The sequence below is a fragment of the Mesoterricola silvestris genome, from assembly GCF_030295405.1.
GTDB classification, from domain to species: domain Bacteria; phylum Acidobacteriota; class Holophagae; order Holophagales; family Holophagaceae; genus Mesoterricola; species Mesoterricola silvestris.
The window spans coordinates 4,664,149-4,675,756 of record NZ_AP027080.1; the positions used below are offsets into that span (position 1 = coordinate 4,664,149).

General features: G+C 70.0%; 9 protein-coding genes. 5 read left to right on the plus strand and 4 right to left on the minus strand.

Features of this window, described 5'->3' with window-relative positions; genetic code table 11:
* Positions 1-55: 55 nt before the first annotated feature.
* A complete protein-coding gene (locus R2J76_RS20020; RefSeq protein ID WP_316413435.1) occupies positions 56-970 on the plus strand; it encodes a prepilin peptidase in 915 nt (304 codons plus the stop codon).
* A 320-nt stretch (positions 971-1,290) separates the two neighbouring features.
* Here R2J76_RS20020 and alaS read toward each other — a convergent pair whose 3' ends face one another.
* Complete coding sequence (alaS, locus tag R2J76_RS20025; RefSeq protein ID WP_316413436.1) at positions 1,291-3,927, minus strand: alanine--tRNA ligase; 2,637 nt, start codon at positions 3,925-3,927, stop codon at positions 1,291-1,293.
* Between the two features lie 12 nt (positions 3,928-3,939).
* Complete coding sequence (gene purH / locus R2J76_RS20030; protein WP_316413437.1) at positions 3,940-5,475, minus strand: bifunctional phosphoribosylaminoimidazolecarboxamide formyltransferase/IMP cyclohydrolase; 1,536 nt, start codon at positions 5,473-5,475, stop codon at positions 3,940-3,942.
* Positions 5,476-5,570: 95 nt separating this feature from the next.
* On the opposite strand from purH, the gene R2J76_RS20035 reads away from it, so the two are divergent.
* From R2J76_RS20035 to R2J76_RS20050, 4 genes are read left to right on the plus strand one after another with little or no spacing between them, the layout of a single operon-like run.
* On the plus strand, positions 5,571-5,909 hold the full coding sequence (locus R2J76_RS20035) for a hypothetical protein (RefSeq protein WP_316413438.1): 339 nt from the start codon (positions 5,571-5,573) through the stop codon (positions 5,907-5,909).
* A 60-nt stretch (positions 5,910-5,969) separates the two neighbouring features.
* Positions 5,970-7,397, plus strand: a complete 1,428-nt coding sequence (locus R2J76_RS20040) for a 2Fe-2S iron-sulfur cluster-binding protein (protein ID WP_316413439.1) — start codon at positions 5,970-5,972, stop codon at positions 7,395-7,397.
* Positions 7,398-7,415: 18 nt separating this feature from the next.
* Complete coding sequence (locus tag R2J76_RS20045; protein WP_316413440.1) at positions 7,416-7,721, plus strand: thiol-disulfide oxidoreductase DCC family protein; 306 nt, start codon at positions 7,416-7,418, stop codon at positions 7,719-7,721.
* Between the two features lie 39 nt (positions 7,722-7,760).
* Positions 7,761-8,552 carry a ferredoxin--NADP reductase gene (locus tag R2J76_RS20050; protein WP_316413441.1) on the plus strand — a complete coding sequence of 264 codons (792 nt, stop codon included), beginning with the start codon at positions 7,761-7,763 and terminating at the stop codon, positions 8,550-8,552.
* A gap of 9 nt (positions 8,553-8,561) precedes the next feature.
* Here the strand turns inward: R2J76_RS20050 and R2J76_RS20055 are convergent, their stop codons facing one another.
* Both R2J76_RS20055 and R2J76_RS20060 read right to left on the minus strand, forming a co-directional pair.
* A complete protein-coding gene (locus R2J76_RS20055; protein WP_316413442.1) occupies positions 8,562-10,040 on the minus strand; it encodes a M16 family metallopeptidase in 1,479 nt (492 codons plus the stop codon).
* Positions 10,037-11,560 (minus strand): M16 family metallopeptidase, encoded by a 1,524-nt coding sequence (locus tag R2J76_RS20060; RefSeq protein ID WP_316413443.1) that lies wholly within the window; start codon positions 11,558-11,560, stop codon positions 10,037-10,039. The genes R2J76_RS20055 and R2J76_RS20060 overlap by 4 nt, the downstream gene beginning before the upstream one ends.
* Positions 11,561-11,608: the final 48 nt, after the last annotated feature.

Below are 11,608 nucleotides of genomic sequence, written 5' to 3' on the forward strand. Positions count from 1 at the left end.
TCGTTAAGGATGTCAACGAAAGGTCCGAGGTTCCCCATCTTGCTATGCTTTTCCCATGCCGACCTTCGATTTTCCCACCTGGTTCCTTTCGGCGATCCTGGCTCCCTTCGGCCTTGTTTTCGGATCCTTCGCCAACGTGCTCATCCACCGCCTGCCCCAGGAGGCCGAGGCGGACCGGGACGTGGTGCGCCGCCCCAGCCACTGTCCCAGCTGCAAGGCCCGCATCCGCCCCTGGCACAACATCCCCCTGGTGAGCTGGCTCTGGCTGCGGGGGCGGTGCGCCAGCTGCGGCTGGCGCATCCCGGTGCGCTACCCCCTGGTGGAATTCCTGGCCGGGGCCCTCCTGGCCGGGTCCGTGTGGGTGTTCCCCTTCGGCACCCTCATCTGGGCCAAGGGGGTGGTGTGCGGCTACGCCCTCCTGGTGCTCTTCTTCACGGACTTCACCGAATTCATCCTGCCCGACGCCCTGCAGTTCCCCCTCATGGCCCTGGGCGTGCTCTTCACGATCCCCCAGATGCTATGGCCCCTGCACCTCACGTCCATCTGGGCCCCCGGCCTGACGATCCTGAGCGTCGACACCTTCGGCAACGCCCTGCAGGCCGCGCCCTGCTGGAGCACCCTGGGCCCGCGCGTGACCTGGCAGGACAGCCTCCTGGGCCTGGCCATCGGGTACGGCGTCCCCTGGGGCCTCAACCTCCTCTACCGCCTCATCCGGAAGACCGACGGCATCGGCATGGGGGACTTCAAGATGCTGGCGTGGCTGGGGGCCTTCTGGGGGTGGGCGCCGATGCTGGGGATCCTGTTCGGGGGCGCCCTGCTGGGCAGCGCGGTGGGGCTGCCACTCCTGCTCCTGCGCAAGGCCAAGGCCCAGACCATGCTCCCCTTCGGCTGCGGCCTGGCCCTGGCGACGCCGGTGGTGGTGTTCTACGGGCCGGCGCTGTGGAGAGCCTACCTGGGGATGATCGGCTGAGCCGGGGTTCCCGCTGGGTTGAAGGCGGCAAGCCCTAGGTCATGAATCGATGGGTTGTTCTCGGGGTTCTGGCTCCAGCATTGACCTGACGTTCTTTATCCTGCCTTTTCCCCTGGATCCTGTTTATCCCCGTTAAACTTCGCCGGGAGTTGTCGCCGGCCTAGGTTCAAGGACGTCAAGTAACATGCGCTCCGACCCACCTCTGCGGCAGCCCTGCGGAAACCGGGATGAACGCCGATCCATGGGATGAACAGGGATCCGCTCGACCTGGGACAGCCCCTTCATCGCGGTTTCAAGGCACCTGGGGTTTGCCGGCGCCCCTACCCCAGCGCCGCCCTGAGGGCCGCGAAGGCCTCGGGGAGGCCCTGGGGCTTGCTGCCGCCGCCCTGGGCCAGTTCCTTCTTGCCGCCGCCGCGGCCGTCCACGAAGGGGGCCATGGCCTTCAGGAGGGCGCCGGCGTCGGCGCTCGCCACCAGGTCCAGGGAGACGCTCACCAGGATGGCCAGCTTGTCCTCGGCGAGCTTCGAGGCCAGGGCGATGACGGCGCTGCGGTGGCGGGTGCGCACCTGGTCCATCATCTCGCGCAGGGCGGGGCCGTCGATGCCTTCCACGGAGAGGGTGACCACAGTGCGGCCCCCGATCTGCTCCACCTGCTCGGCGGCGCCTCCCGAACTGGCGGCCTTGAGGCGGGTCTCCTTGAGCTCCCGCTCCAGTTCGTGGATGCGGGCCTCCTTGGCGGCGATGACGCCGCCCAGGGCCTCGCGGGGGGTGTTGACCTGGCGGGCCAGGGCGCCCAGGAGGTGTTCGTCCTCCTGGAGCCGGTGCAGGGCGGCGGCGCCGGCCACGGCCTCCAGGCGGCGCACGCCGGCGGCCACGGCCCCCTCGCTGACGATCTTCACCAGGCCGATCTCGCCGGTGTTGGCCACGTGGGTGCCGCCGCACAGCTCCCGGGAGAAGCCGGGGACGGAGACCACCCGCACGGTCTCGCCGTACTTCTCCCCGAACAGGGCCATGGCGCCGGCGGCCAGGGCCTCCTCGATGGGCATGACCTGGCTCGTGGTGCGGTAGGCGCCCAGGGTCTGCTCGTTGACGAGGCGCTCGATCTCCAGGACCTGGTCGGGCTCCAGGGGGGCGAAGTGGTTGAAGTCGAAGCGCAGGCGCTCGGGGTCCACCACCGATCCGGCCTGCTTCACGTGGGTGCCCAGCACGTCGCGCAGGGCGGCGTGGAGCAGGTGGGTGGCGGTGTGGTGGGCCCGGATGCGGGCGCGGCGCTCGGCGTCCACGGAGGCAAGGACCGTCTCGCCCTCGCGCAGCGCGCGGCTGCCGGAGACGGCCACGTGGTGCAGGTGGCGGCGGGGCGCGGGGGCGGTGGTGTCGGTGACCGTGCAGGTGACGCCTTCGGCCCGCAGCACGCCGGTGTCGCCCACCTGGCCGCCGCTCTGGGCGTAGAAGGGGGTGTGGTCCAGCAGGACGAAGCCGGTGCCGGTGAGTTCCTTCACCCGCCGGCTGCCGGCGTCGAAGAGGGCCATGACCTTGGCCTGGGCCTCGGTGACCTCGTAGCCCAGGAAGGCCGTGGCCCGCAGATCGGCCAGGGCCGCCAGGTCCCCGCCCAGGCGGATGTCGTGCACCTTCATGGCGGCGCGGCCCTTGGCCTTCTGCTCCCGCAGGGCCGCGTTGAAGCCCTCCAGGTCGCAGGCCAGGCCCCGCTCGCGGCACCAGTCCTCCACCAGGTCCACGGGGAAGCCGAAGGTGTCGTAGAGCTTGAAGATCTCCGTGCCGGGGATGGAGCCGGAGGCGGTGTCCAGGCTCTCCAGCTGCTTGAGGCCGGTGGTGAGGGTGAGGCTGAACTGGTTCTCCTCCCGGGCGAGGGTCTTGGAGATGCGGCTCAGCTCGGCCTCCAGCTCCGGGTAGGCGTCGCCCATGGCGGCGAAGACGGAGGGGCAGAGCTCGGCGAAGAAGCGCCCCTCGATGCCCAGCTTGCGCCCGAAGCGCAGCGCCCGGCGGATGATCTTGCGCAGCACGTAGCCGCGGCCCTCGTTGCTGGGCACGACGCCGTCGAAGACCATGAAGGTGGCCGCGCGGATGTGGTCCGCGATGACCTGGCTCGCGGTGCGGTTGGTGGTCTCGGCCCGCTGGGCGGGGTCCACCTTGGCGCGCTTCCAGATGGCCTCGAAGATGGGCTGGAAGAGATCGATCTCGTAGTTGCTGTCCACCCCCTGGAGGATGCTGGCCACGCGCTCGAGGCCCATGCCGGTGTCGATGCTGGGCCGCGGCAGGGGCTTGAGGTTGCCCTGGGCGTCCCGGTCGTACTGCATGAACACCAGGTTCCAGATCTCCATGACCCGGTCGCCCTCGCCGTTGGGGAGGTCGTCGCCGGCGTACTGGGGCCCGCGGTCGTAGTGGATCTCGCTGCAGGGGCCGCAGGGGCCGGTGTCGCCCATCTGCCAGAAGTTGTCCTTCTTGCCGAAGGCCAGGATGTGGTCGGGGGGCACGCCGGCCTTCGCCCACAGGGCCCGGGCCTCCTCGTCGGCGGGGATGCCGTCGGCGCCCTCGAAGACCGACACCCAGAGGCGCGCGGGATCCAGGCCCAGGCAGCCCTTGTCCCGGGGGCCCGTGACCAGTTCCCAGGCGAAGGCGATGGCGTCGGCCTTGAAGTAGTCGCCGAAGCTGAAGTTGCCCAGCATCTCGAAGAAGGTGTGGTGGCGGGCCGTGAAGCCCACCTGGTCCAGGTCGTTGTGCTTGCCCCCGGCCCGCAGGCACTTCTGGGAGGTGGCGGCCCGGGTGTAGTCGCGCTTCTCCTTGCCCAGGAAGAGGTCCTTGAACTGGACCATGCCGGCGTTGGTCCACATCACGGTGGGATCGTCGGCGGGGCCCACCACGGAACTGGAGGCCACCACGCGGTGGCCGCGGGAGGCGAAGTAGTCCAGGAAGCGCTGTCGGAGTTCGGAGGTTTTCATGATCCCACTTTCTTAATGACGGAAATGCCGGGTGCCGGTGAAGAAGAGCCATACCCCCAGGCGCTGGGCGGCCTCGATGACGTCCTTGTCGCGCAGGGAGCCGCCGGGTTCGATGATGGCGGAAACGCCGTGCTGCGCGGCCAGTTCCAGGCCGTCGGCGAAGGGGAAGAAGGCGTCCGAGCCCAGGATGGATCCCCGGGCCCGGTCCCCCGCCTTGCGGCAGGCGATCTCCACGGAATCCACGCGGCTCATCTGGCCCGCGCCGATGCCCACGGTGCCCCCGTCCCGCACCAGGACGATGGCGTTGGACTTCACGGCCTTGGCCACGGTCTGGGCGAGGACCATGTCCTCCACCAGGGGCTTGGGGCCCTTGCCGGTGGCCTTGACCTGCCACTGGTCCACGGGGGTGAAGGCGTCGTCGGGGCGCTGCACCAGGAACCCGCCGCCGATGCTGCGCAGGTCCAGGCCGTGGGCCGAAAGGGGCCAGGTGGCGGGGGTCTCCAGGAGCCGCAGCTGCTTCTTGGCGGCGAAGAGGGCGAGGGCCTCGGGGGAGAAGGCCGGGGCCATGACCACTTCCCAGAAGCTCTGGACCATGGCCTGGGCCACTTCCACCCCCACGGGGCGGTTGAAGGCGGCGATGCCCCCGAAGGAGGAGACGGGATCCCCCGCCTGGGCCTTCAGGAAGGCCTCCAGCACATGGGGCCCCCGGCCCACGCCGCAGGGGTTGTTGTGCTTGACGATGACGCAGGAGGGCGCCGCGAACTGGAAGACGGTGCGGGCCGCGGCGTCGGCGTCCAGGAGGTTGTTGAAGCTCAGTTCCTTGCCCTGGAGCTGGCGGCAGGCGGCGATGCCCTCCGCCGGGGCGCCGGGGCGCACGTAGAAGGCGGCGGGCTGGTGGGGGTTCTCCCCGTAGCGCAGGGTCTGCTTGGCCTCCAGGCCGATGCTGAGGCGCTCGGGCAGGCCCTCCCCCAGGGCGCCGGAGGCCATCCAGGCGCTGATGGCCGCGTCGTAGGCGGCGGTGCGCTGGAAGGCGGCCAGGGCGCAGGCCCGGCGGTCCTCCAGGGACCAGGTGCCTTCGGCCTGCTTTTTCAAGAACGATTCATACTGGTTAGGATCCGTAAGGACGGTCACCGTGGCGTGGTTCTTGGAGGCGGAGCGGATCATGCTGGGGCCGCCGATGTCGATCTGCTCGATGCACTCGGCGGCGGTGACCCCGGGCTTGGCCACGGTGGCCTCGAAGGGGTAGAGGTTGACCACCACCAGGTCGATGGGGCCGATTCCCAGGCGGGCGGCGTCCGCCACGTGGGCGGGGTCGTCCCGGCGGAAGAGGAGGCCCCCGTGGATGCGGGGGTGGAGGGTCTTCACCCGGCCCCCGAAGGCTTCGGGGGCGCCGGTGTAGTCCGCCACCTCCCGCACCGGCACGCCGGCCTCCCCCAGGGCCTTGAGGGTGCCCCCGGTGGCCAGCAGGTCCCAGCCCAGGTTCACCAGGCCCTTGGCCAAGGGCAGGAGACCTGTCTTGTCGTAGACCGAAATCAGAGCCGTAGCCATGGCGTTCCCCGGAAAGATCCATTCTTTCATGGAGAAGCGAAGGGGAAAACCCCGGAAGGGCGATAGGATGCAGGGCAGGATCAAGGGAGGTTCCATTGGACGTTCAGGTGGAGGTCCAGTTCACCATCCAGCACACCATGGAGGAGCTGAAGGAACAGTTCGTCCGGCGGGGCCACATCCCCGACTGGCGGGTCATCGACGCCGAGACCCGCCCCCAGCTCTTCTTCGAGACCCGCATCGTCTCGTTCAACCTCTCCTCGGAGGAGGACCGGCGGGCCTGGTTCGTGTTCAGCCTGGAGGCCTGCGGGGAGCTCCGCAAGCGCATCCCCATCCACAATGTGGTGCCCTCCGGGGTGAATATCGATATCCCGAACCTGGAGGAATTCCTTAATTTCTGCAGGAACTGCCTAGTCGCCACCCCGGGCGCGCCCTGATACCCCCCTGGTTCCATCCCCCCCTTTGCCTCATGCTGGAAGGCTGACTCGGGAAAAGCCATGCCGACACTCAAGATCAACGACATCCAGGTGAACGTGGAACCGGGGACCCTGCTCCTGGACGCCTGCGCCCAGGCCGGCCATCCGGTGCCCAGCTACTGCTACCACTCCGCCCTGACGCCCGTGGCCACCTGCCGCATGTGCCTGGTGGAGATCAAGGGGCAGCCCAAGCTCGCCACCTCCTGCACCACCCTGGCCGCGGACGGCCAGGAGGTCTTCACGAATTCCAAGGCCGTGGCCGACGGCCGGGCCGGGGTCATGGAGTTCCTGCTCATCAACCACCCCCTGGACTGCCCCATCTGCGACCAGGCCGGGGAGTGCAAGCTCCAGGACTACAGCTACCAGTACGGCAGCGGCGACAGCCGCATGGCCGAGCCCAAGCGCCGGTACCGCTACGAGGACCTGGGCGCCAAGATCGTCATCGACAAGAACCGCTGCATCCACTGCACCCGCTGCGTGCGCTTCACCCGGGAGATCTCGGGCACGGGCGAGCTGATCGTGGCCAACCGGGGCTCGGAACTGGAGGTGACAACCTACTCCGGCCGCACCATGGACGAGAACCCCCTGGCGGGCAACGTGGTGGACCTCTGCCCCGTGGGGGCCCTCACCAGCCGGGACTTCCGCTTCAACAAGCGGGTGTGGTACCTCAAGCCGGTGCCCACCATCAGCCGCCATTCCCCCATGGCCAATCCCATCTGGGCCGACGTGGACCAGAACCGCCTGTGGCGCTTCCGCCCCCGTCCCCAGGGCACCCGCCTCTCCACCCAGTTCATGCTGGACAGCGAGCGCCTCGCCTGGCACCGCTACGACCTGGATCCCGCCCGGCGCCTGGCGACGCCCCTCCTGGACGGGGCCCCCGGCACCCTGGAAGCCATCGCCGCGCGCCTGCGCGCCGCGGGCTCCGTGGCCGTGGTGGGCCAGGGCACCTTCGGCTGCGACGCCGCCCAGCGCCTTGGCGACCTGGCCTCCAGCCCCGACCTGCGCTACGGCAGCGGGGACCGCCTGGAACCGGTGCAGTTCCCCACCCTGCAGCTGAGCGGCGACGGCATCTTCAATCGCCGCGGCTTCTCCGAGCGGGGCTTCCGCTTCGGGCACCTGGAGGAGCTGCTGGCCCGGGTGAAGAGCGGGGAGGTGAAGGCCCTGGTCCTCCTCCACGACGAGGAATTCTCCGGCCGGACCGAGACCGCCAAGCTCCGGGAGATCCTGGAGGCCGTCCCCTTCAGCCTCCTGCTGGAGCCCATCCCCTCCGACCTGGCCGGCACCGCCCGGCTTCCCGTGGCCACCTACCTGGAGGAGAGCGACTTCGTGATCAACCACGAGGGCGAGCTGCGGCGCTATCAGAAGGCCCTGGAACCCCCCAAGGGCGTGAAGCCGCTGGCCGCCTGGGCCCGGGAACTGGCCGCCGCCCTTCATGAAGCCAAGGTTTAAGTGTCCGGAATCCTGTTGATGGTCTATGACGCCGAGGACCTCCGGTGCCGCCGCCTGGTGGACTGGGTGGGCCGGCAGGACCGGGACGGCCGGGTGGTCACCTTCCCCTACCAGAACGGCGAGCTGGTGCGGGTGGCCCCCGAACTGGCCGGCCTGGAATTCCCCGGGCAGGTCTACACCCTTGATCTGGAGAGCCGGGTGGTGCGCGGCGGCGCCGCCATGGCGCCCGGACTGCTGCGGCGCCTGCCGCGGTGGGCCTGGGCCCGGGTCCCCGCGCGGATCCCCTGGATCGCCCGGCTCATCTTCGGAATCATCCGCCGCTGACGATTGGGCGATAATCACTCATTGGATAAAGGCGCCGCCATGCCGGAACTCAACGCCACCGTCACCCACCGCAGGGATCTGGCCCCCGGCCTGATGATCCTGCGCGTCGAGCCCCGGGGCTGGGCCCTGCCCCCCTTCAAGCCCGGCCAGTTCGCGGTGCTGGGCCTGCCCGCCGAGGCGCCCCGCAGCGCCAGCGCGCTCCCGGAGGAAGGCCACGACGCCTTTCCCCGGCGCGCCTATTCCATCGCCTCCTCCTCCCTGGACCGGGACTTCCTGGAGTTCTACATCGTGGAGGTGCCCGGCGGCGCCCTGACGCCCCGGCTCTTCGCGCTGCGGGAGGGCGACGGCCTCTGGCTGGGGCCCAAGCTCACCGGGATGTTCACCCTCGACCAGGTGGACCCGGGGCGGAACCTGGCCTTCATCGCCACGGGCACGGGCCTCGCGCCCTACATGTCCATGCTGCGCACCCACCTGGCCGCGGAACCCGGCCGGAGGTTCGCCGTGGTGCACGGCGCCCGCTACGTCAGCGACCTGGGCTACCGGGACGAGCTGTTCCACCTGGAGCGGGACCACCGGAACTTCACCTACCTGCCGGTACTCTCCCGCCCCGAGCCCGGGTGGCAGGGCTTCAAGGGCCACCTGCAGGACTTCTGGGCCGGCCGCGACCTTGAGAGGGCCTGGGGATTCAAGCCCAGCCCGGAGGACACGGACTTCTTCGTGTGCGGGAACCCGGCCATGGTGGAGGCCATGATGGGCATCCTCCAGGCGGAGGGCTTCCGGGAGCACACCCGGAAGGAGCCGGGGCAGGTGCATTTCGAGAAGTACTGGTAGGCGCCCCCCTCAGGGCAGGGGCCGCAGGGTGGAGGGGTCCCGCAGGGGCAGCACGGTGACGGGCAGGCCAAGCCCTTCCCCCAGCCGGCCCGGGTGGTCCTTGGCGTCGCCCTGGCGCACCGCCTCGACGTCCCCCACCACCAGGAGCACCATCCGGGTCATGTCCAGGTACTTCCGGGCGGCCTCCCGCACCTGGTCCCGGGTGACGGACCGGAGCCTTTCCCGGAAGTCCAGGAAATAGTCCTCGGGCTGGCCGTTCAGGTTCTGGCCCGCGAAGAGGCCGGCCACGGATTCCGCGTCGGAAAAGCGGCTGGGAAAGGCCTGGATGAGCCCGTCCCTGGCCACGCTGAACTCCTGTTCGCCCACGGGCTCGCGCTTGAGCTTCTCCACCTCCTCCAGGACCAGGCGGAGGGCGTAGGCCACGGAGCGGTTCTTGGTCTGGAAGCGGCACAGCAGGTCCCCCTTCCAGAAGGTGCCCGGCTCCAGCCGGGTGCTGACGCCGTAGGTGAGGCCCTCGTCGTTGCGGAGCCGCTTCATGAGGCGGCTGGAAACGCCCCCGCCCCCCAGGATCTCCTCCATGAGCATGGCCGCGGGCCAGTCGGGGTCGCCGCGGCGCAGGCCGGGCACCGCCAGGGCCACGACGCTCTGGGGCCCCGCCTTGCCGCACAGGTAGAGGCCGGGAGTGCGCGTGAAGGTGGGGGCGGGCACGGGGGGGCTCACCCTGGCCTCCCGGCCGGGCTTGAGGGCGCCCACGGTCCGGTCCAGGACCGCCTTGAAGGCCCTGGGGTCGATGGGGCCGCTGGCGGTGACCACCAGGTTGGCCGGATGCAGGATGCGCGCGTGGAAGGCCCGCAGATCCTCCCGGGTGATGCGCGCCAGACTGGCCTGGGTGGCCTGGGCGGAGGCGAAGTGGGATTCCCCCCGCAGCAGGTAGCCGAACTGGTATCCGGAGATGCTGTTGGCACTGTCGTTCCGCTTGGCCAGGGCCTGGAGCTGGTCCTGCCGGGCGAGGTCCAGGGAGGCCTGGGCGAAGGCGGGGCGGGTGAGCACCTCCATGAAGGCGGCGAGGCCGGTCTCCAGGTCCTTTTCCAGCACCTCCAGGGAGAGGCTGCCGGAGGTGGCGCCGCACCGGCCGTGGACGCCGGCGGCGAGGAAGGCCAGGCGCTCATCCAGCTCGTCCACCGGCGTGACCTCCGTGCCCCCGCGGCGGATCTGGTTCCCGAAGAGGGCGGCCAGGCCCTCCTTTCCGGCGGGATCCAGGTAGGATCCCCCCCGGTACAGGACCTTCACCCGCACGATGGGTTGCCCTTCCGGGTCCGGCACGATGAAGGCGGGAATGCCGTTGCGAAGGGTGACCTTGAAATCCCGGGCCCGGGGCGCCTTGAAGACCAGGGGCTGGACCGGGAGAAGCTCCGGGCGGGCGGGAATGGGCTGGGCCGCAAGGGTGCAGGCAAGCATCAGGAGGGTGGGGACACCGAGGTTCATCATTTTCCCTCCCGGGCCGGCGCGCTTTTGCGGCTGTAGACGAGCGTGTTCATGGATTCCTTCACCAGGTACTTCCGGGCGACCCGCTGCACGTCCGCGGCGGTGACGGCCTCCAGCCAGCGGGGTTCCTCCAGGAGATCCCGGTAGGTGCCGGCCCCTTCGGCCTCGGCCAGGGCGTTGGCGAGCACGGCGTCGTCCTCCAGGCGCTTGAAGGCGCCCATCTGAAAGCGGTTCTTGACCTTGCGCAGTTCCCGCTCCGTGACCCCCTCCCGCTGGATGCGGGCGATCTCCTCCAGCAACTGGGCCTCCACCTCCGGCGACCGGTCCTCGCCGGCGGGAACGCCGAACACCACGAAGGTGCCGGCGTACTTGAGGCCCTTGTTCCAGGCCATGACGTCGGTGGCGCTGCGGCGGGCGCGCACCAGGGCCCGGTTCAGCCGGCCCGTCTGTCCCCCCAGGAGGGCGGCCAGCACCTCCAGGGCGGGGGCGTCCCGGTGAAGGCCGCTCACGGCCTTGAAGGTGATCACCACCTCCGCGCCGGTGTCGGCTTCGGCCAGCAGGCGGGTGGGGGCGGGCTGGGGGGGCTCGGTGGTGACGATGGGGGGAACCCCCGCGGGGTTGGCGGGGATGCGCCCGAAGTAGCGCTCCATCATGGCCAGGGCGTCCCGGCTGCGGAAATCGCCCACCAGCACCGCGGAGATGTTGTTGGGCGCGTAGTAGGTGGCGAAGAATTCCTGGGCCTGTTCACGGGTGACCTGGGCGATGTCGCTGGGCCAGCCGATGATGGGCCAGTGGTAGGGGTGGGCCTGCCAGATCAGGGAGCGGTACCGCTCCTCGAAGACCCCGATGGCGGTGGCGTCCACCCGCTGGCGGCGCTCCTCCATGACCACGTCCCGCTCCGTGTAGAACTCCCGGAACACCGGATTGAGCAGCCGGTCGGATTCCAGCCAGGCCCACAGCTCCAGCCGGTTGGCCGGCACCGTCACATGGAAATAGGTCCGGTCGCTGGTGGTGTCGGCGTTGAGCTCCGTGGCCCCGGCCCGGGTGTAGATCTGCACCAGTTCGTTCTTCTCCAGCAGGGCGCGCTGCTCGGTGGCCAGCCGCTCGAAGTCCCGTAGCAGGTCCTGGTGGCGGGGGGAGCGCACGGCCGGGTCGTTCATGTCCGCGATCTCCCCCCGGCGCAGCCTCTCCCGGAGCGTGTCCAGCTCCCTGCGGATCTGCGCCTGCAGGAGGTCCTGGAGCCGGTTCAGCTCCGCGTCCCGGGCTGCGTCCCGGGTGCCGAGGGTGCGGGTGCCCTTGAACATCATGTGCTCGAAGAGGTGGGCGATGCCGGTGGTGCCCGGGCGCTCGTTGGCGGACCCCGCCCGCACCACCCAGCCGCAGGCGACGCTGGGGCGCTGGTGCCGCTCCACCAGGAGCACCCGCATGCCGTTGGAGAGCGTATGCTCCGTGACCGGAATGGACTGGGCCAGGAGGGGCGCGGCCAGAAGGGCCGCGAACCGCAGGAAGGGCTGGACGAACATGGGGGGTTCCTTTTCAGATCAAGCCGGAACAGGCCTACGGCGGGGCGA

Bases quoted from the DNA above. Each gene is read 5' to 3' on its own strand.
- R2J76_RS20050 (WP_316413441.1), top strand. From the start codon at position 7,761: ATGCCGGAACTCAACGCCACCGTCACCCACCGCAGGGATCTGGCCCCC.
- R2J76_RS20020 (WP_316413435.1), top strand. From the start codon at position 56: ATGCCGACCTTCGATTTTCCCACCTGGTTCCTTTCGGCGATCCTGGCT.
- purH (WP_316413437.1), bottom strand. From the start codon at position 5,475: ATGGCTACGGCTCTGATTTCGGTCTACGACAAGACAGGTCTCCTGCCC.
- R2J76_RS20045 (WP_316413440.1), top strand. From the start codon at position 7,416: ATGGTCTATGACGCCGAGGACCTCCGGTGCCGCCGCCTGGTGGACTGG.
- R2J76_RS20055 (WP_316413442.1), bottom strand. From the start codon at position 10,040: ATGATGAACCTCGGTGTCCCCACCCTCCTGATGCTTGCCTGCACCCTT.
- alaS (WP_316413436.1), bottom strand. From the start codon at position 3,927: ATGAAAACCTCCGAACTCCGACAGCGCTTCCTGGACTACTTCGCCTCC.
- R2J76_RS20060 (WP_316413443.1), bottom strand. From the start codon at position 11,560: ATGTTCGTCCAGCCCTTCCTGCGGTTCGCGGCCCTTCTGGCCGCGCCC.
- R2J76_RS20040 (WP_316413439.1), top strand. From the start codon at position 5,970: ATGCCGACACTCAAGATCAACGACATCCAGGTGAACGTGGAACCGGGG.